The sequence below is a fragment of the Williamsia sp. Y844 genome (assembly GCF_056786475.1).
Map to the genome: position 1 here is coordinate 1,259,371 of NZ_JBXCJB010000001.1, position 22,601 is coordinate 1,281,971.

Below are 22,601 nucleotides of genomic sequence, written 5' to 3' on the forward strand. Positions count from 1 at the left end.
ACAAACGCAGGGCGGCATGATGATTCGACAGCAGAGGGAGGTGCCAACAGATGTATCTCGGATCCAAGTTGTTCAGCGACACCGAGTACCAGACCCGGCTCACCGGGGTACGAACCCTGATGGACCGCCAGGGTTTGTCGGCGATCATCGTGACCGACCCGGCCAACATTTTCTATCTCATCGGGTACAACGCCTGGTCGTTCTACACACCGCAGATGCTGTTCGTGCCGATGGACGGCGACATGGTGTTCTTCGCGCGGGAGATGGACGCCCACGGCGCCCACCGCACCACCTGGCTGCCGCCGGAGCAGATCGTCGGATACCCGGAAAACTATGTGCACCGGCCACATGTTCATCCGTTCGACTGGGTGGCATTTGCGCTGCGCCAGCGGCATCTCATCGCACCCGCGTCACGGGGCGGCTCGGTGGGGCTGGAGATGGATTCACACTTCTTCTCACCCAAGGCATATCGCACGCTGGTCAATGCGATACCCGAGTGGAAGCTCGTCGACTGCTTCGAACTCGTCAACTGGGTGCGTTCCGTCAAGTCCGATGCGGAGATCCAGTTGATGCGCCAGGCCGGGATGGTGTGCTCGGAGGCGATGCGCGCCGCCATCGACACCATCGACATCGGGGTGCGCCAATGTGATGCGGCAGCGGCCATCTCGCAGGCGCAGATCACCGGCACCGACAAGTTCGGTGGCGACTATCCGGCGATCGTCCCGATGATGCCCACCGGAGCGGCCGCCGACACCCCACACCTGACCTGGAATCAGGGCACGTTCGTCCGTGGTGAGGCGGTGGTCGTGGAACTCAGCGGAGCCCACAACCGATACCACTGCCCACTGGCCCGCACGGTGGCCCTTGGCCCGGTCGACAAAGACGTCGACTACGTCGCGGGAGCCACCGCCGAAGGCCTGAACAATGTTCTCGACGCCATCGCCCCGGGCGTGGCCACCCGCGAACTCGCATCGACCTGGAACTGGACCCTCGCGAAGTATGGCCTCGAAAAGCATTCCCGGCTCGGCTATTCCATCGGCATCGGGTATCCGCCGGACTGGGGCGAGCGGACCATCAGCATCCGCACCGAGGACGAAACGTTCCTCCAAGAGAACATGACCTTCCACATCGTCTGCGGCATGTGGATGGACGGCTACGGATTCGAACTGTCCGAATCGGTACGCGTCAGCGCCACCGGCGTGGAGACATTCACCAGCTTCCCCAGAGAACTGATCAGGAAAGCGAGCTGATCGGAAAGTGAGAGGAAAACGCATGACCGCAACCGAACTCCCGCTCGTGGGGGCACCCACATTCCCACTCGCCGACCGGGCCAAGGATCTGGTTGGGTCGATGATCGATTCGTCGACATCGCTTCTCGCCGCGCAAAAACATGACATCGTGCGCTTCGCCATGGGCTCGCCTGCCGACGAGGCGGTACCTGCCGACGAGTTCCGCGAGATCGCAGGCAGCATCCTCGATCACACGTCGTTCACCTACGGGGCCTCCGAGGGTGAACCGCGATTGCTGGACCTGCTGGTGAAATACCTTGCCGGCACACCGGATCCGTCCAGTGAGGATCGTTTGGTCATCACCACCGGCGGCATGCAGGGACTCGACCTGGCCTGCAAGTTGTTCATCGATCCCGGCGATCTGGTGATCACCGAATCCCCCACGTACACCAACGGCAGTGCCACCGCGTTGTCGTACGGCGCGCAGCTCCTCGAGGTTCCGGTTGACCACGAGGGCATGCTTGTCGACCGGCTCCCCGACCTCGTCGCCCGCACCGGTCGCACGCCCAAGGCCATCTATACGATCCCCAACTTCCAGAACCCGTCGGGCGTGACGTTGTCGTTGGAGCGACGCAAGGCGCTGCTCGAACTGGCCCACAAGTGGGGCGCGGTGATCATCGATGATGATCCCTATGCGCTGCTTCGGTTTTCCGGTGAGGACATCCCGACCTTCCGGACCCTGAGCCCCGACGACCCGCTGCTCTTCTCGGTGCGGACGTTCTCGAAGATCCTGGCTCCCGGGTGGCGCGTGGGCTGGGTCGACGCGGACCCGGCGTTGCGGCAGCTACTGATCAACGGCAAGCAGGCGATGGACACGTGCACCAACGTGCCGAACCAGCACATCGTCGCCGAGTACATCTCACGCGGAGGCCTCGATGCCCATCTCGTCGCCCTGCGCAGCCTCTACCGCATCCGGCGCGATGCCATGGTCTCGTCCCTGAACAGGCATCTCGGCGAAGACTTCTCGACCACCAACCCCGACGGCGGCTTCTTCCTGTGGGTCACGCTGGCGGGTAAGTACGCCGAGGTCGATACCCGCGAACTCTTCGAGATCGCGCTGGCACAGGGCGTGGCATTCATCCCCGGTCCCGCACTCTCCCCTGCCGGACATTTCGGAAACGCGCTGCGACTGTGCTTTGCATCGAGTACGCCGGACCGGATCGATGTGGGTGTTCGCCGGCTGAAGAGCGCGCTGGATCTGGCGGTGGCCGCCTCGTGACGGACCTCTCGGGTATCGCCACGTCGGCAGCCGTCTCCGACATCGAGGCGCAGGTGCTGGCACTGGTCGACGAATCAGAACTCGTCGACCTGACCCGGTCACTGATCGATGCCGGCGGTGAGAACCCGGGCGGCACCGAGCAATTGACCGTCGAGGTACTCGAACAGTCCGCCCGGTCCTTGGGGTTCGACGTGCAGACCTGGGACGTCGAACCCGGAAGGCCGAATCTGACGGCCACCACCACCGGAACCGGCGACGGACCCGGACTGTTGATCCTGGGGCATTCGGACGTCGTGCCGGCCGGTGAGGGGTGGACACGTTCTCCGTTCCACTCCCAGGTCGACGAAGGACGCATCTACGGTCGCGGTTCCACCGACATGAAAGGTGGTCTGGCAGCGGCACTGATGTCGATGGCAGCGCTCGCCCGATCGGGGCATCAGCTGCCCGGGCCGGTTCAATTGGCCTGCACGGTTGATGAAGAAGATCTGGGAATCGGTATCCGCGACTTCGTCACCCGCAATCCGGCACACACCTTTGCCGGATGTGTGGTGGCCGAGCCGACCGATCTGGAAACCGTGATCGCCTGTCGCGGGGCGTCGTACCTCGAGGTTCGGATAACCGGCCGCGCAGCGCATTCCGGTCGGCCATCGGACGGCCGCAATGCCATTGATGCCGCCGCCGCGATCATCGACCTGGTTCGGGTCAACCAGCGCACGCTATCGCAGCGGCTCGATCCCCTCTTGGGCTGCGGCAGCTGGAACACCGGACTCATCACTGGCGGACAGGGTATTTCGGTGGTGGCACCGACCGCCACCGTCAGCTTCGATCGCCGGCTGATGCCCGCCGAAGACGCTCACGAGGTCGCCGACTGGCTGCGCAGCGCAATCACCGAGGCGGGTATCGATCGCGACGGCATCACTGCCGAGGTCGAGGTCACCATGGCCATGCCGGGCTTCGAGACCGACCCTGCCCATCGGCTGGTCTCCCACGCCTCCGCAGCGGTGGTCGACGCAGGCGGTAGCACCACCATCACCGGATGGACAGCCGCCTGCGACGGAGGATTCATCAGTCGCGACCTCGGCATCCCGGCCATCGTGCTGGGGCCGGGTGGGCTTGGCGATCAGGCCCACCGACCCGACGAGTCGGTGTCGATCACCGAATTGGTGACAGCCGCAAAAGCCTATGCCCTACTGGCTTTACGCCTGCTCTGAAGAACTTCAGCACGGTCAACGGCTTGGTTGCAGCGCGAATTCAGTCGGTCTTGGGGAAATCCACGATCGCGAGGTTCAACGGGAGCTCGTCCTTGCGGGGTTCGGGGCTCCCGAGTTTGCCCTGCAGGAACATTCCGGTCAGGTAGCTGTCGGCGTCAGCGATCTGTTGCGGCGCCACCTGGCCGTCGTAGTCGAAGCTCTTGAACACGTAGGGCAATGAGTCCGATCCGAGCAGACTCGGACCGTTCATGAGCTGAAAGTGCAGATGAGACGCGTTGGCGTTGCCGGTGTTGCCCAGCTTTCCGATGACCTGGCCCTCGGTCACCTTGTCACCGGGCTTGACCGTCAGCGATCCCGAGATCATATGCGCGTACATGGCGTACACACCTCCGCCGAGATCGAGGATCACGTGGTTGCCGTCGACGTTTTCGACGGTCAACTTCGCCGCCAGTGTCGGGTCACTTGCCGGCAGGATCCCGGGCGCATTCGCGTCGAGGCCGTCGAGTATGGAGACCACCGTGGCATCGGCGACGGCAAGGATCTCGCTGCCGTAGTCCACGTAGCTCTCGTTGCTGGTCTTGTCACCGGTGTAGAACTCACCCTGGTCGTTGACCCGCTTCCAGTCGATCGCGAAGCGTTGGCTGTTGTTGAGTTTTCCGTTGAGCGACATCAGCGAACTGCGGTGCGGAAATCCGGGCTCGCAACATCCGTTGAGCGCGATCCAGTTGGTGCCATGCACCGGCGGCGAAATGACCGGCACGGTCTCGGTGGAGAGCGTCAACGGCGTGGTCAGGTAGTTGATCGGTCCCGGAGCCCCGAAAGCCGGTGAGGCAGACCCGGTCCCGTACAGATGATGCAGCAGAGCCTTGGGCGCGTCGCCGAGTGAATCGAGTGCGAAGTCGATGAACACGACCCGGCTCTCCTGCGGCGCAATCGCATTGCTGTCGACGTAGCCCGCAGGCAGGTCGCGCAGCCGGTTGCAGTCCCCGTAGTCGCAATTCCGATCGACGAGCGCTGCACCGGAGAAGCTCGCGATTATCTTGGTCGGATCAGTGGCGTCGACAACATCGATCTTGTCCAGGGTCGCGGGTACCGCGGTGGCGTTGGTGAGCAGCAGATCATAGGCGATGTGATACTTGCCGTCCGTACCCCGGAACGGAAGGGGCGAGTTCCCGATCGTATTCACCGTGATGGCGGTGAACGCATCCGGCACAGTCACTCCGGCGACCGAGCCTGCAGGCGGGGGCGCGGTTGTTGTGGTCGAGTCAGCGGCGTCGGAATCGGTCGAGCAGCCGGACGCGACCAACGCGACCGAGACCACAAGCGCGGCAATGATGGTGGGTACGCGGCTGACTCTCACAAATACTCCGGTTTCTAGAAGTTGGCCCGAAACATACCAGTTGGCATTCTTGCTGATCAAAAGTCGGGCGAAACCCCCACCGGTGCGCCTATTCAATCCATGAGAAACGGGGCCCGATCGCCAATAGGCGATCGAGCCCCGTTTGAAATCGTCAGTCGCTCAGACTGAATCGGCAGTTAGCTTTCGCTCGACTTCGGTTTCTTCTCCGGGAACATCCGTTCCGCGAATCGAGACGCCTGCGGTCTCGCGCAAGAACGGCAGCGCGATCATGCCGACGGCACAGGCCAACATCATGTAGCCGGCCGGGAACAGCTCCCAGCCATCGTTGGCCGTCACCGCGTCGTTGATCAGCGGCGCGGTACCACCGAACGCGGCCGTGGCCACGTTGTAGGAGATCGCGAATCCCGCGTAGCGAACCTGTGTGGGGAACATCGCCGGGAATGTTGCCGAGATCGTCGCCAGCTGTGGGATGTACAAGAGCCCCAACACCAGGAAACCGATGATGGCCCAGCCGAATCCCTGTCCCATCAACCAGTACATCGGCAACGCGAACACGAAGAGACCGATCAGCGAACCCCACCACATGGGTTTTCGTCCGATCTTGTCCGACCAGGCCCCAAAGAACGGAATACAGGCCATCATTGCCAGCTCACCGATGAGAATGACCATCGTTCCGGTCTTCTCGGACATGCCGATGGTGGTCTTCAGGTATGTCGGCTGGTAGGCGAGCAACGTGTAGTTCGCCACGTTGAGAGCGATCACCAAACCGAACATCACCAGAATGGGCTGCCAGTAGTTCGTCAGCAGGTCCTTGAACGCCTGCCACGGCGAACCCTCGATCTGGTCTTTGTCCTCCATCTCGGTGAACACCGGGGTGTCGTTCATCTGACTGCGCAGGTACAGGCCGATCAAACCCAGCGGCAGGGCGAACAGGAATGGCACCCGCCAGCCCCACTCGTACATCTGATCGTCACTGAGGAACAGCTCCAAGACCAGCACGAAAGCGGTACCCATCACGAACCCGCCGAGCGTTCCGAACTCCAGGAAGCTGCCGTATTTGCCACGCTTCTTGTCGGGCGCATACTCGGCCATGAATGTTGCGGCGCCGCCGTATTCACCACCGGTCGAGAAGCCCTGGACCACCCGCAATGAAATCAGCAGGATGGGGGCCCACACTCCGGCGACCGCATGCGATGGCAACAGTCCGATCAGGGCGGTCGCGCCGGAGATCAGCAGAATGGTCATGGCCAACACTGCTTTTCGGCCGATCCGGTCACCGATCGGACCCCAGACCATGCCGCCGAGCGGACGGAGCGCAAACGAGACGGCAAAGCCGAGCATCGTGCCGATCGTGCCGAGATCACCAGGAAAGAACGCCTGGGTCAGATAGGTGGTGGTCGCGGCATAGACGCCGTAGTCATACCATTCGGTCGCGTTGCCGATGGCGGACGCGCCAATTGCCTTGCGTAGGAGCTTCTTGCCTTCCGGCGAATCCGGATCCGGGAAACCCGGTGGTACTGCGGACGTCGTTTTCTGTAAATCTGGGCTCATCGATACCTCCCTCAAAACTGAAGACATTCAATCAATCTCGGTGTCTTCGAGGCCCACAAAAGCATCTACTCCCGGTTCTTGAGAGCAAAAATGTTGATCTTGTCTTCTGTGACTTCCTCCTCAGGGGGTTGATCAGCGCCAGCCGCCGATCAGGTACGTGAACCCGGTAGCGGGTTCACGGGTACGTTGGGGCTCGGATCGATGGCCGCGCCGGGAAACTGAGACACCGCACCCGGTTCGGCAATGATTCGATTGAGCCCATCTCGCATGTGTTCGATCATTACATCATCGGCAACCTTCATGTCACGCGCCTCGATCGCTTCGACGATCCGGCGGTGTTCGGCGATCCGTTCCTGCGCCGACACATACGTTCCGCGCATCGCACCAAGGCACATCCGGGTCTCCACCAGAATCGTCTCGTGCAACCGCGACAGTCGCGGGCTGCCGGACTGTTCGACCAGTGCATGGTGAAACGCCATGTCAGCGTCCGCAATCTGCGGACCGTTCGGCTCGTCGGCATAGCGTTCCATGTCCGCGACACAGTCGGACAGGACCGCAGCCGCTTCATCAGGAGTTCGTAGTATCACCTGTTCGAGCGCAGCCCGTTCCACCGCGGTGCGGGCCACATACATGTCACGTATGTCGCCGTCGTCCATGGTGATCACAAACAGGCCGCGGTTACGGTGGCTGACCAGCAGGCCTTCCTGGGTCAGCCGCTGCATCGCCTCGCGAAGCGGGCCACGACTGACCCCGAGTTCGGCGGCAAGCCCGGATTCCGTCAGCTGGCAGCCCGGCGGAAAATCTCCACTCGCGATGGCATTACGCAACTGTCGCGCAATGATCGCCGGCGTCGATTCCTGCACCAGCGGCTGGAGGACACGGGAACGCGCCGAGCGCTTGCGAGCCGGTTCCGGGCGGGCCGAAAATGGAGGTTTTGTGGGGTCGGACATCATTCCACCCTCTGATAGGTCAATGTTTCACCACATGCGCCGCCCATCGAGACATCATTGCAGCCCGCGGTCCGACCATCTGCAGACGACGGGCAGGCGGTCGACAAACCCGCATCTTGGTCGATTGTTGACAATCTACCGTAGAGTACCGGGTGGACAGAGGTCGACGCAACGCCGAGCCCCCCAAATCTGACTCCAACAGCCGCTCGCACGTAGCTCTCGGCTAAGCTGTTCATCTATCGAAGAGTCTCGATCGATGATCGGAAGTGTTTGTGCCAGAGGACCTTCAGCGTTCAGCGGATCCTGCGTACGCGGTGCTGGCAAACGCGATCCGCAAGCGCATCATCTCGGGTGAACTGCAGCCCGGCGCACGCCTGCCGACCGAGGCCGAACTGCGCAGCGAATACGGGGTCGGCCAGAGCACGGTCCGTGAGGCGATTCGCTCTCTGGCCAGCCAGAATCTGGTCCACACCACCCGCGGGGTCACCGGCGGAACCTTCGTATCGGTCCCCAGCATCGGTCACATCAGCGCGCATATCGAAACCGGCGTCACCCTTCTGACCGCTGCATCGGCGGTGACCGTCGACCAGCTGATGGAGGTCCGTCAGCTCATCGAGGTGCCTGCCGCAGGCGTCGCGGCCTACCGGCACACCGAGGCGCAGCTGGACGAACTACGTGCCACCATCTTCGACCCGTCCGGCACCATCGGCCCGGAAACATACGAAAAGAACCAGGGTTTTCACCTGGTGCTGCTGCGCGCAGCGAACAATCCGCTCCTCGAGCTGGTCACCGCACCCGTGTTCCGGGTCCTCGGAAGCCGATTCGGGCGAGAATCGGCCCCCGAGGGGTTCTTCACCTGTGTCGCCGACGATCACGGCGCGATTCTTGATTCATTCGAGCGACGCGACTCGATCACCACGATGAACCTCATGCGACGCCATCTCGATCACCTCGGCGACGCCTACAAGCAGATGGACCTTCTGCTCACCGATCCTGATCGGCTTACTCACCGGTCCTGATCGCCTACTCGTTGATCCTGATTGCCTACTCGTTGATCCTGATCGCATTGAGCGGCGGAACTTTTCGCTGCCATGCGATCTGATCCTGAAGAGCCTGTGCCACCGCGAACAGCACTTGCTCGCCCCCACGGGCGGCGGTGAGCTGGGCGCCGATCGGCATACCCGAAACCGGATGAAAACCGACCGGAACACTCAGTGTCGGCCCGTCGTGCAGCGACCACGGATAGCTCAGTTGACCCATCCGACGAGACTGCGCGATCACGTCGTCTCCACCGACGATGTGCGGAACATCGACCGGAAGTGTCGGCGTGAGAACAACATCGATGCCGGAGAAATATTCGCGCATTCCGGCGCGGAAAAGATCACGTCGACCGAGAGCCTCTTCTTTGGCCGCCGCCGAGATCGTCAGCCCCTGCGAGATACGCGCGCGGGTCGCCTCCTGAAACAGCTCCGGCTGATCACGTAACCGAGTCCGATGCAGGTCGGCGAGGTCGGCGTAGATGATCGTGTAGACGATGTCTTGCGCGTCTTCCATACCCACGAGCGGATCCCGGATGACGCTGTGTCCCATATCTTCCAGCAGCCGACCGGTGTCGGCGACCGCCGCCAGGATCGCCGGGTCGACGTCATCGGTGATGAACGGAACGGGCATCGCGATCCGCAGACCGTCCGGTAGGGCAACATTCGGGGTCGGCGCCAGCACGTCGAAAACCGCCTTGACCTGCTCCACCGATCGCGCAAGTGGTCCGACGGTGTCGAATGACGAACTGACCGGAAAGATCCCGGCGGTGTCGATGAGACCGAGCGATGGCCGCAGCCCGACCACGCCACATGCCGACGCGGGCAGTCGGATGGAACCACCGGTGTCGGTCCCGAGCGCGACATCGACGAGGCCGGCGGCCACCGCGGCTGCGGAGCCGCCACTCGAGCCGGCCGGAACCCTGGTCGGGTCCCACGGATTACGCGTTCCGCCGGCTGCCGAATTCTGCGACGTCACCCCGATGGCAAACTCTGCCATGTTCAGGGTGGCGGTGATCTGTGCGCCTGCCGCGCGCAGACGTTGCACCACCGAGGCGTCGCGTGTCGCGACCCGGTCGGTGAAAAACGTTGATGCACAGGTCGAACGGACACCGGCTATCTCGATGTTGTCCTTGACGCCGATACGAACACCGGCCAGTGGCCCGGTGGCCGCAGGAGTCGGATCAACCCAAGTGATCACCGAATTGACGGTGTCATCGACTTTCCGGGCTTCGCGGGCGGTGCCGGCTTCGTCGCCGGCACCGCCCTGCGAGAGATTCAGCTCGCCACCTTGGCATCGCGCAGTTTCGCGGTCTCCGCGTCGTTGACAACCCACTTCTCTGTGTCGACGACAACGCCGTAGTCGCGACGTGCGTCTTCGGCCGTCAGGTACTCATCCCAGACGTCCGACAACACCGCGAAGGCGTCCCGCTCGAAAGGATCACCGAATCCGCCACCGGAGGGCATCTTGATCTCCAGGGTTTCCCCGGCGTGGATGACCTCGTTGGTGACCTTCGAGTACAGCACCTCTTCCCGATCGGTACCCGGGTTGCGGGTGAACGAACCGGAAACGCCTGTGGAGCCACCTAGCGCACCTGCCGGGGCGTCGCTGCGGTTGTCGGCCTCAGAGCCGAGGAACGTATCGGTCTCCATCAACCACGTACGCACACTGCCGATGCCGCCGCGCCACTTGCCCGGCGCCGGTGCCTCTTCGCGAAGCTCGTAACGTTCGGCACGCATCGCGTGATTGAGTTCGAGTTCCTCGATCGGGTTGTTACGGGTGTTCGCCATCAACGTGTCGACGGCGTCCATTCCGTCTTTGCCGTTACGCGCACCGTAGGAGCCCTCGTTGATCTCGATGTAGACCCAGTACGACTCACCGTCGGCGGCCACACCCGAATAGGCGATGGCGCACAAGGCAGCCGACGAACCAGCGATCGCCCGGTCGGGAAGTACCGGTGCCAGTGCGAGGTTGATCGAGTCGAAGATCCGGTTGACCTGTGAGAACCGCGCGAAACACGATGCCGGGAAGTCCGGGTTGAAGATCGTGCCCTCGGGCGCGTAGGCCTTCACCGGCCGGAAGCAACCGTCGTTCTGGGGCACGAACTCCTCGGTGAGTTCTTCGTCGAGAAGTATGGTCCGAATTGCGCTGACCGCCACCGGCAGTACCGAACCCTCGAACGGAACGTTGAAGGCCGTGGGGACCTGCGGGTTGGAACCGGTCAGGTCGATGAGGACGTTGTCGCCGTCGACCTGCACGCGGACCGCAACCGCCACCGGCTCGCCGCGGTTCTTGCCGTCATCGTCGAGGTAGCCGACGGGAGCCTCGTAGCTGCCGTCGGGGATCTCACGAATCTTGGCGCGCAGCATGGACTCTGAGTAGTCCATCCATCGCTCGGCTGCGCTCATCACGATGTCGAGGCCGTACTTCTCCAGCAGCTCGACAAAGCGCTTCTCGCCGATACGCGAGCAGGCGATCAGTGCTTCGAGGTCGCCGCGGTTCTGCTCGGGGGTACGGACGTTGTCCAGGATGTGCTGGATCAGCATGTCGTTGCGGACGCCGGCGTCAAAGATCTTCATCGAATCCATGAGCTTGCCTTCGGCCCAGACGTCGACGACGTCCATGCACAGACCCGGGAAGTTGCCGCCGATGTCCGAGACGTGCCCGGTGCAGCCGGCGAAGCCGATGTGCTGGCCTTCCCAGAAGATCGGGATCACCACGCCGTAGTCCGGCGAGTGCGCTGCACCGTGATACGGATGGTTGTGCAGGACAACATCGCCCGGCTTGTAGGTTCCGGCCAGTTTGCGGTTGATGCCCTTGATGTAGGCCGGGATCGAACCACAGTGCATCGGAGTCGAATCCGACTCACACAGTTCGCGTCCCATGACGTCGAAGATGCCGGCACCGAGGTCTTCGGATTCGCGGATCAGGCTGGAGTACGCCATCCGGTAGAGCACCTGGGCCATTTCCTTGGCCATCGAGTTCAGGGCACCACCGATCACGCGCAGGGTGATCGGGTCGACCTCGACGTCATTCCAGACGCGGTGGCCCTCCGCCGCCAGCGAGACGCCGGTTTTGGGCATCAAAGTCTTGGCCATGTCAGGAGTTCCTCTCGATGATGATGTGACCGACGGCGTCGACGGTGGCCCGCTGGCCGATACCGACGATCGTCGTGGAGTCGAACTGCTGCACGATCGCGGGACCCTCGAACACGTTGCCCGCCTTCAGCAATTCACGTTCGTAAATGGGTGTCTGGACCCATTCCGGGTCGGCGTTCTCCGACTTCCAGAACAGCGCCCGCGTGGTGGTCGCGATCGCGGCGCTCGCGTCGGCGTCGCCCTTTTCGATCTCGGCGATACGGACGTGCTCGACTGCACCGACACCGGTCACGCGAATGTTGACCAGCTGCACCGCTTTGTCGTCGAACCGCTGCGAGTAGGTGCGCCCGTGGGCCTCGTGGAAGGCCTCGGCCGTTGCTGCCACCCAGGCCTCGTCGATGTCGCCGTCGGGGGCGTTGACCCGGAGCTCGTAACCCTGTCCGACATAACGGCAGTCGACACTGCGCTCCAGCGAGATGTCGTCGTCGCTGATGCCGTCGGCCTTCAGCTGGGCCACCGCGTCGGTCGCCAGTCGGTCCATCTGGGTGCGGATGAGCTCGAGATCGGGTTCGTCAGAGGACGTCCAGACCGTGGTGGGAACCTCGTACCGGATGTCGGTGGTCAGCAGACCCACCGCGGAGGTGATTCCGGGGTGTCCGGGGATGATCACGCGCGGGATGCCGAGCTGGTCGGCGATCTGCCACGCGTAGAGCGGTCCGGCGCCACCTTCGGCGATCAGCGAGAAGTCGCGTGGGTCATAGCCTTTGCGCACGGAGTGCAGGCTGATGGCCTCGGTCATCGAGTGGGCGAGGATCTTGAAGATGCCCATCGCAGCATGCTCGACATCGGAGCCGAGCTTGTCGGCGATGTGGGTCTGGACCGCTTCGGTGGCCAGCTCGGGCTTGATCGCCATGGTCCCGGACAGGAAGCTGTCTTCGCGCAGCCAGCCCATGACGACCATCGCGTCGGTGGACGTGGGCTCGGTGCCGCCACGGTTGTAGCAGGCAGGCCCGGGCACGGCGCCGGCGCTGCGGGGACCGACACGGAACATGCCACCGTCGTCGATGGTGGCAATCGATCCGCCGCCGGCACCGATGGTGTCGACCTCGGCCATCGGGACCATCGCGTGGTAGTCACCGACCTGGGTGTCGAGCAGATGCTTCATACGCAGCTTGCCGTCGGGTGCGACGCCGATGTCGGCGGAGGTGCCACCGACATCGAGGGTGATGACGCTGGGGAAGCCCGACGCCTTACCGATCGCGCAACCACCGAGGAGTCCGGCGATGACACCGCTGGTCAGCAGCGACACCGGAATGTCACTCGCGCTGCGCGAGGTGACCAGTCCGCCTGCCGACGTCATGAGGTGCACGTCTTCGCCCACCTGTGCGGCCTTCGCCTTGGCAGCGAGATTTGCGATGTAGGTCGAGGTCTTGGGACCGATGAAAGCGTTGAGGGCGGTGGTGGAGAACCGCTCGTACTCGCGGTACTGCGAGGCGACCTCGCTTGAGATGGAGATGAAGACGCCCGGATATTCCTCGGAAATGATCTCCTTGACGCGCTGCTCGTGCACCGGATTGCGGTAGGCGTGCAGGAATGCCACGGCGATCGCCTCGACGCCGCGTTCGCGCAGGAGCTGCACCTCGCGGCGGACGGCGTCCTCGTCGAGCGGCGTCAGGATGTTGCCTTTGGCGTCGATGCGCTCGGCGACGGTGCGCCGGTTGCGACGCGGCACGAGCTGCCACTTCTGCCAGGGCAGATCCTGGTAGTTCGAGTAGTTCAGGGGCCGCTTCTTGCGGGCGATGTGCAGGATGTCCCGGAAGCCGTCGGTGGTGATCATGCCGACGTCACTGCCGTTGTGCTCGAGAACGATGTTGGTCGCCACGGTGGTGCCGTGAAAGAACATCTCGATGTCGGACGGAACGAGCCCCGCGCGCTTGGCGAGCACCTCGATACCGTCCATGGTCCCGATCGAGGGGTCATGGTTGGTCGACGGCGTCTTGTGCACGGTGACGTTTCCGTCGTCGTCCCACAGCACGAGGTCGGTGAACGTGCCACCGACATCCACTCCAATACGTTTCATGGAAATCCATTCTCTCAACTGCTGTCACCGACCACGCCAGGGCTGGATTCGGTCTCGTCTCATACTGCGAACAAGAGTCCGAAACCGAAGCCACTGTGACCTCGGCCATGCCGGTCTCTGGTCCACATCCTGCAATACCTCGGAACTTTTCGCCAGTGTCGGCACCAAATTCGTCGGAAATTGCCAGGATCTCCACCTTGACGGCCACATACCTCTGATGTTTAGCTCGGTACGGCGGACCGCGCTCGGTCCCATGCCCGCAAATGAGGAGGCAACGTGACGGTCCATCCCGCAACCCTGGGTCGATTTTTCGAGGATTACGAGATCGGGGACGTGTACCAGCACCCACTCGGGCGAACGATCACCGAGACCGACAACGCATGGATCACCTGCCTGTCGATGAACACGAACCAGAATCACTTCAACAGCCACCTGGCTGCGCAGAATCCGATCACCGGCGGCCAGATCATCGTCAACTCCGGATTGACCATCGCCGTGGTGCTCGGATTGTCGGTCATCGACATGAGCCAGAACGCCGTGGCCAACATGGAGTTCACCGACGTCAAACTCCAGCATCCGGTGTACGTCGGCGACACTCTGTACGCGGAATCCGTCTGCACCGGCCTGCACAAATCGAAGAGCCGCCCGTACGCCGGCGTTGTCTCGATGATCACCCGCGGTGTGAACCAGGACGGCAAGATCATCATCAGTTGGAAACGCTCGGTCATGGTTGCCACCCGCGAGAGCGGCATCGGGCAGAACTATTTCCCCGAGGTCGAAGGGGAATCGTTGGCCTCACTCGCCGAAGCAGTGAAGAACGAGGGAACTCAGTGAAACCACTCGAAGACGTCCGCATCATCTCGCTCGAGCAGTACGGCGCGGGTCCGTTCGGCAGTGTCCACCTGGCCGACATGGGCGCCGACATCGTCAAGATCGAAGACCCGAATGTCGGCGGCGACGTCGGCCGTTACGTACCGCCCTACAACAAGGGCGAGGATTCGCTGTTCTTCGAAACCTTCAACCGCAACAAGCGGAGCATCTCGCTCGACCTCACGACCGATGCCGGCCGGGCGGTCTTCGAAGACCTGGTGCGGACCAGCGATGCGGTCTACTCGAACTTGCGCGGCGACGTACCGGCCAAGTTGCGGATCCGCTACGAGGACCTCAAACACCTCAACCCGGCCATCGTCTGCTGCAGCCTGACCGGCTTCGGGATGACCGGCCCCCGCGCGAACGAACCCGGCTACGACTACATCCTGCAAGGCCTGGCCGGATGGATGAGCCTGACCGGCGACCCCGACGGCCCACCCACCAAATCCGGGCTCTCCCTTGTCGACTTCTGCGGCGGATACATCGCCGCGCTCAGCCTGATGGTCGGGTTGCACGCAGCCCGCCGCGACGGCGTCGGCGGCGACTGCGATCTCTCGCTCTACGACACCGCGATCTCGATGCTCACCTATCCCGCCACGTGGCATCTGAACGCCGGCTACGAGCCCGCCCGCACCAAGAACTCCGCGCACCCATCACTGGTGCCGTTCCAGGCATTCGAGGCCTCCGACGGCTGGCTGGTTGTCGGCTGCGCCAAGGAAAAGTTCTGGACCCGGCTCATCGAGGCCATCGACCTACCCGAACTCGGCGCCGACCCGCGGTTCGAATCCTTCACCACCCGAGGCGAATACAAAGACGACCTGTTGCCCGTCCTCGAGAAGCGGTTCGCCGAGAACACAGTCGATCACTGGCTCTCGCTGCTCACACCCGCAGGCGTGCCCAGTGGACCGATCAACGATGTGGCGCAAGCCCTGCGGGAACCGCACACCATCGCACGTGGGCTCATCGCCAAAACCGAACATCCGGTCTGGGGCGAGATCGAGCAGGTTGTCTCGCCGGTCCGGTTCGGCAACGAGGAGATCGTGCATCGCCGGGCGCCGCTGCGTGGCGAGCATTCCGCCGACGTCCTCGCCGAGCTCCCGGGTTACACCGCCGAACGCATCGCCGAACTGGGCAAGGCAGGCGCTTTCGGCCCGGACACCGAGATCGCATCGCGATGATCGGCCAGCAACTGGCCGACTGGGCTGCCGGCCTCGGTCACTCCGACATACCCGCCGAGGTTCGACACGAGGCTGCACGGCACCTGATGGACGGGGTCGGAAATGGCATCGCCGCAAGGAAATTCGGCGACGGTGACGCCGGACTGACTGTCGCCCGAGAACTCGGCGGACCACCACAGGCGCATCCGCTCGGGGACCGGACCGCGATCTCCGCACCTGCGGCCGCCTTTGCAGGCGGAGTCCTGATGCACGCATTGGATTTCGACGACACCCACGCCGGAGCGCTGGTCCATCCCACGGTGGTGGTCGCCCCGACCGCCCTGGCCGTGGGAGAACAACTCTCATCCTCTGGCACCGAGGTACTCACCGCAGTGACGGTGGGACTCGAACTCGCCTGCCGAATCGGTGCGGCGGCTCCACATGCGTTCCATGCCAGAGGCCTTCACGCCACCGGCATGGTCGGACCGCTGGCCTCGGCTGTCACGGCCGCTCGGCTGCACGTCTTCTCCGGGTCCAAAACAGCCGACGCGCTCGGGATCGCAGGCTCGTCGGCGAGTGGTCTTCTGGAGTTCCTCGAAACCGGTGACAACACCAAGATCGTGCACCCGGGCTCGGCCAATCTCAATGGCATCTTGGCAGCACGGTTGGCGGCACAGGGTGTCACCGGACCGGCTTCGGTACTCGAAGGTCCCCGTGGGCTCTTCGCGGCACTGGCCGGCCGGGCGCCGGACACCGAGGCACTCCTCGGCGACCTGGGTGTCACCTGGCAGGCAGGCAACATCGGGATCAAGCCGTACCCGAGTTGCCAATTGATGCACGTCTCCCTCGACGCGGTGGCCGCCGCACTCGGCGACCGATCCGTCGATCCGGGTTCCATCGAGTCGATAGTCCTGCACGTCCATCCCGACAGCGTCCCTATCGTCTGCCCACCCGAGACCGGGAAGCGTTCACCCCGAACGATTTACGATGCAAAGTTCGACCTTCTCTGGAGTGCCGCTTCCCTGGTGCACGACGGAAGTGTCACCCTTCATTCATATTCTGATGCCGCGATCCGCCGCGCAGAGGTACTCCGGACCGCTGCGAAAGTGGTTGTTCAGACCACCTCAGCCACCGGTCCGGCCGCCGACGCACCGGGCCACGCCGAAATTCATCTCACCGACGGCACCACGCTGATCGGTGACGTCGTCGGCAGTCGTGGCACCACGGCAGTCCCGATCTCCGACGCCGACCTCATCGCAAAGTTCGTCCAGAACTGCGGCAATCACTCGGCCGCAACCGAACTGGCCGAGTTCCTGCTTCACCTCGACGATGCGCCGTCGTTGCACACCCTCACCACGCTGGCCGCCGACATCGTCACCGATCTCGGCTGACCACACTTCTTTCAGACCAGGAGCACCATGGACTTCACCTTCACCCAGGAACAGAACGACTTCCGGGCCGCATTGCGTCAGCTTGTCGACAAGGAGATCATTCCGGTCGCCAACGAGTGGGAGCGCTCCGGCCGCTACCCCACCGAGATCGTCGAACACCTCAAAGCCATGGGGCTTTTCGGGATCACCACACCCGAGGAATACGGCGGCCTGGCCCTCGACATGGTGTCGTTCACACTGGTTTACGAGGAGATCGCCCGCGGCTGGATGGGTATCGCCGGCATCCTCGGCAGCCACAACCTGTCGTGCTGGATGATCGCCAAACACGGCACCGAAGCCCAGAAGCAGCAGTGGCTTCCGAGGCTCGCCACCGGCGAATGCCGTACGGGCATCGGCCTGACCGAACCCGGTGCAGGCACCGACCTACAGGGCATCACCACCACCGCAACCAAAGACGGCGATCACTATGTCGTGCGTGGAATGAAGACCTGGATCACCAACGCCCGCCACGCAGACGTGTTGCCGGTCCTGGTGAAAACCGATTCGACCACCACCCCCGCGCACAAGGGGATGAGCCTGTTGCTCATCGACACCTCGTCCAAAGGTTTCGAAGTCCAACGTGATATGGGCAAGCTCGGATACAAGGGCACCGAGTCGTGCGAGATCCTGCTCGACAACGTCCGGGTCCCGGAAGACGCACTCCTCGGCGGGGTCGAGGGTCGCGGTCTGCAGCAAGCCCTTTCGGGTCTCGAGATCGGCCGCCTCAACATCGCCGGACGAAGCGTTGGCATCGCGCAGGCCTCCTACGACGCCGCGCTCAACTACGCCCGCGAACGCACCGCATTCGGCAAACCGATCGCCGACTTCCAGGCCATCCAGCTCAAACTCGCCGACATCGCCACCCAGCTCCAGGCCGCCCGCCTGATGACCTACTGGGCCGCATCCAAGGCCGACTCCGGAGCGCGGATCGACATGGAGGCCGGCATGGCGAAGTACTTCGCCTCCGAAACCGCGATCACCGCCAGCCTCGAAGCGATGCGCGTGCACGGCGGCTACGGCTACTCCACCGAGTTCAACGTCGAACGCTACTACCGCGACGCCCCGCTGATGTCCATCGGTGAAGGCACCAACGACATCATGCGCACCGTCATCGCCAAGGCACTCGTCGCCGGCCACGGATCCATCGGATGACCACGAGCGCCCGGTCCTACCTCTACGTACCGGGCAACAGGCCCGACAGGTTCGACAAAGCATTGGGGTCCGGCGCCGACGCCATCGTCCTCGATCTCGAGGATGCAGTTGCACCGGCCGACAAGCAGCGGGCTTCCGAAGAGGTCGAACGCTGGCTGTCCGGTGTCGAGAACCACCCCTGCCCGATCTGGATCCGCGTCAATGCCGGGGACCGTCAGGCCGACGACGTCGCGATGGCGGTCCGGGCGGGTGCAGATGGGATCTTCGTGCCGAAATGCAGTGAGGTACAGGCGCTTGTCCTGCTGGACTATGACTTGGTCCGGCTGGAAAACGAATACAAGCGGATGCCGCTGGCGGTGTCTCCTCTGCTGGAGACCGCTCAGGGCATTCTCGATGCTCCGGACATCGCCGCCGCGCCGCGGGTGGCGTTCCTGCAGATCGGTGAGGTCGATCTGGCCGCTGACCTGGATATGGAACCCAGCTCCACCGGTGAGGAACTGCTGTGGGCGCGGTCGCGGGTTGTGGTGGCGTCGGTGGCGGCGCGGATCTCGTCACCGCTCGGGGCTGCGTCCCCGAACATCCGGGATACCGATGCGTTTGCCGACGAGACCCGTCGGCTACGCCGGCTCGGATTCTTCGGGCGCGCCTGCATCCATCCCACACAGATCGCGACCGTTCACACCGTGAACACCCCGTCGCAGCGGGACGTCGATGCGGCGGCCGCGATCGTGCAGGCATTGGAAACTGCCGACAGTGGTGTCGCGACAGATTCCGACGGGAACCTGATCGACGAGGCTGTCGTACGGTCGGCCCGGAGAGTTCTCGAACGGGCCTCGAACTGACCGGTGCGATCTGACCCGGGGGTCCTCAGCTGTCAGCGGTGATCGACAGACCTACGGTCCCACCCTTGCCACGCCGTAGCAGGCTGGCCTTCACGGTGATCCAGCCGATGATCCCGTATTTCTTGGTCACGACCTTGCGGACGTGGTCGGTGCCGGCCTCGTCCAGAACAGTACCGGTTCCGTGGATCGGTTCTCCGAAGGTCTTCTTGCCCCGCGCATCACACGCCTGCACGATCACCGCCGGATTGCGACGCAGCCGTTTGACTTTCCAGGAGTCGGTGGTAGTCCACATCAATAACTTGTTGCCGTCCAGAGCAGCCCACAGCGGTGTGGCCACCGGGGTCCCGTCTTTGCGGAACGTGGTCAGTTGCACGTACTTTGCGGTACCTGCCTGCCCGAATGGTGCAGTCATGTGAACCTTCCTGATCGGCCGATAACACCGATGCTACGCACCACCGCTTTCGTACCTGTTACATCGTCGATCCGGATGTTCTCCAATCGAGTCACCATCAAGAAGATGTCGGTGGAGGCCATCGCCCCCACCGACATCCTGAACTCGTTATCCGTTCGCCTGCGACCACCCCGCAGGTACGGGTGTCAACTCATCCAAATATTCTCGGGCAGAGGCGATCCCAGGGTATAGAGATCGACGCCGTGTACGTTTTCGCCGTAGATGACCGAGGGTACCGCCTGCGCGTACCAGATTCCTGGCACTATCGCCACCAAACGCTCCTGAGCGATGTCATATGCGGCCTTGCGATCGGCGTCGGACTCGGCGATTCGGCCGGCGTCGAGTGCCTTGTCGAGCTCAGGATCATTGGTTCCCACGAAATTGCCCGGTGACTTGGAGTGAAAAGCAGTCCAGAGCGGGAAATCGGGATCCTGGATGATCGCCGAGGTGACGAGCATTTGGAAATCACGTTGCCCTGCACGTGCGGTGAGGGTCGCGAAGTCGAGTACTTCGACGTTGATGTCGACATTATCGTAGGCGGCCAGCTGCGTCTGCAAAGCTTCGGCGAGCACCCGGGTCTCAGGAACCGGATAGGACAGGAATGTGAACGAGACCGGCTTACCCTCGGCGGCCAGCTCGTCGAACAACCTCTGAGCCTCTACCTTGTTCGAGTCCTGAAGCGCGATATCGGCGAAGAAGGGCGATTCTTCCGCGAACAGGGTCTGCGGGATCACACCTTCGCCGTTGAAGACGACGGTGTTCAAAGCATCTGTGTCCGTGGCCAACTGAACGGCGCGGCGGGCCCGCACGTCGTCGAACGGGGCGCGTCGCTCATTCATTCCGATGATTTGCCCACCACCGGTCGGCACGATCTCGGTCCGGAAGCCTGCGGCTTCTGCCTTGCTGATGCTGGACATGCTCGACTCCGAGGACAGCTCTGCTCCGCCGGTGGTGATGGAATTGAGTCGCTGATTGCTATCTGCCACCGTCTTGATGACGAGATTGTCCAGGTACGGTTTGGGCGCATCCCAGAACTCAGGATTCTTTTCCAATTCGATCGAGTCTTGGCGAGTCCACTTGGTCAGCGTGAACGGACCGGCGCCGACCGGATTTTCGTCATAGGCCGCGGCCCCCTTTTGCAGGGCAGTGGGCGAAGCGATCCAGTTCAGTGCGCCGGCCACCAAGGATTGAGCAAACTGCTGGTTCGGTGCGGCCAGGGTGACTTTCAGGGTGGTCGGATCTATCACCTCGTTGCTGGCGATCTGCGCTGCCTGCCGGATCGATGTCGAGCCAAGAGCCGGGTCGCGCAACCGATCCCAGTTGAACTTGACCGCCGCGGCGTCCAGTGGGGTGCCATCGGTGAACGTCAGTCCGGGTTGCAACGCCAGCGTGAACGTGGCGCCATTGTCGGTGGACGAGAAATCGGTGGCCATCTTGTATTCGATTTCGAGCGTCTCAATATTGTTGATCATCAACGTCCCGTATAGGGCATTGCCCAATACCGGCTGGTGGGCATAAGTATTCGACAACGACCCCGGATCAAGAGACCGTGGCTCCCCGACCTGCAATACCCTCGCCGTTCCGCCGGATACCGGATCCCCTTCATCTTCCTGGGCACCCGTTCCCGTGGTGCTACCACTTTCACCGCCGCAAGCGGCGACGAACAGGAACAGGGCAACAGACAATATCGCTGTGGCAACTCTTCGAAAATGCCTGTGCGCAGACATGGTTGACCTCTCAGGTTGATGGAGATCGAGGCGACAATCCTCGAGTGCGTCAAACAAACGTCGACGGAAGCAGAGAAGGCGTGCTATCGCAGATCTGCGAACACCCCCGAGAACGCCCCGACGCCGTGTCGGTGATGTGAATCACAAGAATAACCATACGATGCGGTCAAGTTAATGTCCAGATCCCCCGAACAACCGCGTCGCGACCGCCGCGGGCAACGCCATCCGAGGTACCCAGCGTCACCCTGTTTGCCCGATCGAGGCTGCCAGAAAAAGACTCGGCCGGGCCTTGCTCACGCAGGGTCCAATGGTTAGGCTCACCTAACCGCACAGCGGGACTGATGGAGGGGTGGAAACCCGCAGGTTGGTGACCATGGCCGCCTCCTGGACCGATGCACTGGTCGCGATGGACATTCCGATCACTGCGGAGTACGTGACGGAGGGTTACGCGGGCGAGAACAATCGATTCGAGTGGACCCCGGAACACCAGTCGGAAATCGTCGCCTCCACCGGCACCGAGTCGGTTACCGTGCCGCAGCTCGCCGCCTTCGAGCCAGACCTCATCCTGGTCGGATACATCGGCAGCGAAGAAGAATACGAGCGGCTCAGTCAGGTGGCCCCCACCATCCCCGTGATGGCCATCGACTCCATCATGGATCCGTGGCAAGACGTCACCCTGACCACGGGCAGGATCTTCGGCAAGGAGGATCAGGCGCAGACGATGGTCGACGACGCGGAGGCCCAGGTCACTGCGTTCAAGACGGAATACCCTGACGCGCAAGGGAAGACCTTCTCGTTTGGCCAGTTGTCCCCGGACGGACAGATCGGCCTGATCGCCGACGAGAACGATCCGACATCTCAACTTCTCGCATCCATGGGCTTTGTTCTCGACCCGAAGATCAAGGAAGTGGCCGCGGGCCAGAGTCGCGTCCTCGTCTCACCGGAACGCACCGATCTCCTCGACTCGGACCTGCTGATCCTCTGGCCGCTGGACAGCGGTCCTGAGGCATTCGACGCCCTACCGGGCTGGGCGGACCGCGCGGCAGTGCAAAGCGGCGCAACGGTATTCGTGGACAACAACAACTCGTCCGCCCTGGCCAACCCGACCATCTCGTCGGTGCCGTACGCACTGGACCTCATCGGACCGGCGGCAGCGAAGATCCCCGCCTAGACTCG

At 63.0% G+C, this 22,601-nt stretch carries 18 protein-coding genes; 10 read left to right on the plus strand and 8 right to left on the minus strand.

From position 1 onward, the window contains the following. Window positions 1-50 precede the first annotated feature (50 nt). From AC1TQG_RS05625 to AC1TQG_RS05635, 3 genes are read left to right on the plus strand one after another with little or no spacing between them, the layout of a single operon-like run. Entirely contained in the window at window positions 51-1,250 is a 1,200-nt protein-coding gene (locus AC1TQG_RS05625) for a M24 family metallopeptidase (RefSeq protein WP_482135944.1), read from the plus strand. Window positions 1,251-1,272: 22 nt separating this feature from the next. Then, window positions 1,273-2,508 (plus strand): aminotransferase-like domain-containing protein, encoded by a 1,236-nt coding sequence (locus tag AC1TQG_RS05630; RefSeq protein ID WP_482135945.1) that lies wholly within the window; start codon window positions 1,273-1,275, stop codon window positions 2,506-2,508. Further along, on the plus strand, window positions 2,505-3,719 hold the full coding sequence (locus tag AC1TQG_RS05635; protein WP_482135946.1) for a M20 family metallopeptidase: 1,215 nt from the start codon (window positions 2,505-2,507) through the stop codon (window positions 3,717-3,719). Before AC1TQG_RS05630 ends, AC1TQG_RS05635 begins: the two co-directional genes overlap by 4 nt. A gap of 40 nt (window positions 3,720-3,759) precedes the next feature. Here the strand turns inward: AC1TQG_RS05635 and AC1TQG_RS05640 are convergent, their stop codons facing one another. From AC1TQG_RS05640 to AC1TQG_RS05650, 3 genes are all read right to left on the minus strand, one after another. Further along, window positions 3,760-5,079 (minus strand): M23 family metallopeptidase, encoded by a 1,320-nt coding sequence (locus AC1TQG_RS05640; protein WP_482135947.1) that lies wholly within the window; start codon window positions 5,077-5,079, stop codon window positions 3,760-3,762. Window positions 5,080-5,238: 159 nt separating this feature from the next. Continuing rightward, complete coding sequence (locus AC1TQG_RS05645) at window positions 5,239-6,630, minus strand: MFS transporter (RefSeq protein WP_482135948.1); 1,392 nt, start codon at window positions 6,628-6,630, stop codon at window positions 5,239-5,241. Window positions 6,631-6,779: 149 nt separating this feature from the next. Then, window positions 6,780-7,583, minus strand: a complete 804-nt coding sequence (locus AC1TQG_RS05650; RefSeq protein WP_482135949.1) for a GntR family transcriptional regulator — start codon at window positions 7,581-7,583, stop codon at window positions 6,780-6,782. A 269-nt stretch (window positions 7,584-7,852) separates the two neighbouring features. Between AC1TQG_RS05650 and AC1TQG_RS05655 the strand changes: the two genes are divergently transcribed. Continuing rightward, window positions 7,853-8,599, plus strand: a complete 747-nt coding sequence (locus tag AC1TQG_RS05655; protein ID WP_482135950.1) for a FadR/GntR family transcriptional regulator — start codon at window positions 7,853-7,855, stop codon at window positions 8,597-8,599. Between the two features lie 25 nt (window positions 8,600-8,624). On the opposite strand, the gene AC1TQG_RS05660 is transcribed toward AC1TQG_RS05655, so the two are convergent. From AC1TQG_RS05660 to AC1TQG_RS05670, 3 genes are all read right to left on the minus strand, one after another. Next, a complete protein-coding gene (locus tag AC1TQG_RS05660; protein ID WP_482135951.1) occupies window positions 8,625-9,818 on the minus strand; it encodes an amidase in 1,194 nt (397 codons plus the stop codon). Window positions 9,819-9,895: 77 nt separating this feature from the next. Beyond that, window positions 9,896-11,716, minus strand: a complete 1,821-nt coding sequence (locus AC1TQG_RS05665; protein WP_482135952.1) for a hydantoinase B/oxoprolinase family protein — start codon at window positions 11,714-11,716, stop codon at window positions 9,896-9,898. Between the two features lies 1 nt (window position 11,717). Beyond that, window positions 11,718-13,796: a hydantoinase/oxoprolinase family protein gene (locus AC1TQG_RS05670; RefSeq protein WP_482135953.1), complete on the minus strand. Its 2,079-nt coding sequence runs from the start codon at window positions 13,794-13,796 to the stop codon at window positions 11,718-11,720. 276 nt (window positions 13,797-14,072) lie between these two features. Here AC1TQG_RS05670 and AC1TQG_RS05675 point away from each other — a divergent pair, with 276 nt between their 5' ends. Genes AC1TQG_RS05675 through AC1TQG_RS05695 form a run of 5 tightly spaced genes read left to right on the plus strand, consistent with a single transcriptional unit; the run spans window position 14,073 to window position 19,247 of the window. Beyond that, complete coding sequence (locus AC1TQG_RS05675) at window positions 14,073-14,630, plus strand: MaoC family dehydratase (protein ID WP_482135954.1); 558 nt, start codon at window positions 14,073-14,075, stop codon at window positions 14,628-14,630. Continuing rightward, window positions 14,627-15,844, plus strand: coding sequence for a CaiB/BaiF CoA transferase family protein (locus AC1TQG_RS05680; RefSeq protein ID WP_482135955.1), 1,218 nt, complete (start codon window positions 14,627-14,629; stop codon window positions 15,842-15,844). Before AC1TQG_RS05675 ends, AC1TQG_RS05680 begins: the two co-directional genes overlap by 4 nt. Continuing rightward, window positions 15,841-17,214 (plus strand): MmgE/PrpD family protein, encoded by a 1,374-nt coding sequence (locus AC1TQG_RS05685; RefSeq protein ID WP_482135956.1) that lies wholly within the window; start codon window positions 15,841-15,843, stop codon window positions 17,212-17,214. Before AC1TQG_RS05680 ends, AC1TQG_RS05685 begins: the two co-directional genes overlap by 4 nt. A gap of 27 nt (window positions 17,215-17,241) precedes the next feature. After that, on the plus strand, window positions 17,242-18,405 hold the full coding sequence (locus AC1TQG_RS05690; RefSeq protein ID WP_482135957.1) for an acyl-CoA dehydrogenase family protein: 1,164 nt from the start codon (window positions 17,242-17,244) through the stop codon (window positions 18,403-18,405). Continuing rightward, entirely contained in the window at window positions 18,402-19,247 is an 846-nt protein-coding gene (locus AC1TQG_RS05695) for an HpcH/HpaI aldolase/citrate lyase family protein (RefSeq protein ID WP_482135958.1), read from the plus strand. The genes AC1TQG_RS05690 and AC1TQG_RS05695 overlap by 4 nt, the downstream gene beginning before the upstream one ends. Before the next feature lie 25 nt (window positions 19,248-19,272). Here AC1TQG_RS05695 and AC1TQG_RS05700 read toward each other — a convergent pair whose 3' ends face one another. Both AC1TQG_RS05700 and AC1TQG_RS05705 read right to left on the minus strand, forming a co-directional pair. After that, window positions 19,273-19,659 carry a PPOX class F420-dependent oxidoreductase gene (locus tag AC1TQG_RS05700; RefSeq protein ID WP_482135959.1) on the minus strand — a complete coding sequence of 129 codons (387 nt, stop codon included), beginning with the start codon at window positions 19,657-19,659 and terminating at the stop codon, window positions 19,273-19,275. Window positions 19,660-19,844: 185 nt separating this feature from the next. Continuing rightward, window positions 19,845-21,170 carry an ABC transporter substrate-binding protein gene (locus AC1TQG_RS05705; RefSeq protein ID WP_482135960.1) on the minus strand — a complete coding sequence of 442 codons (1,326 nt, stop codon included), beginning with the start codon at window positions 21,168-21,170 and terminating at the stop codon, window positions 19,845-19,847. Window positions 21,171-21,798: 628 nt separating this feature from the next. Here AC1TQG_RS05705 and AC1TQG_RS05710 point away from each other — a divergent pair. Then, window positions 21,799-22,596 carry an ABC transporter substrate-binding protein gene (locus AC1TQG_RS05710; protein WP_482135961.1) on the plus strand — a complete coding sequence of 266 codons (798 nt, stop codon included), beginning with the start codon at window positions 21,799-21,801 and terminating at the stop codon, window positions 22,594-22,596. Window positions 22,597-22,601: the final 5 nt, after the last annotated feature.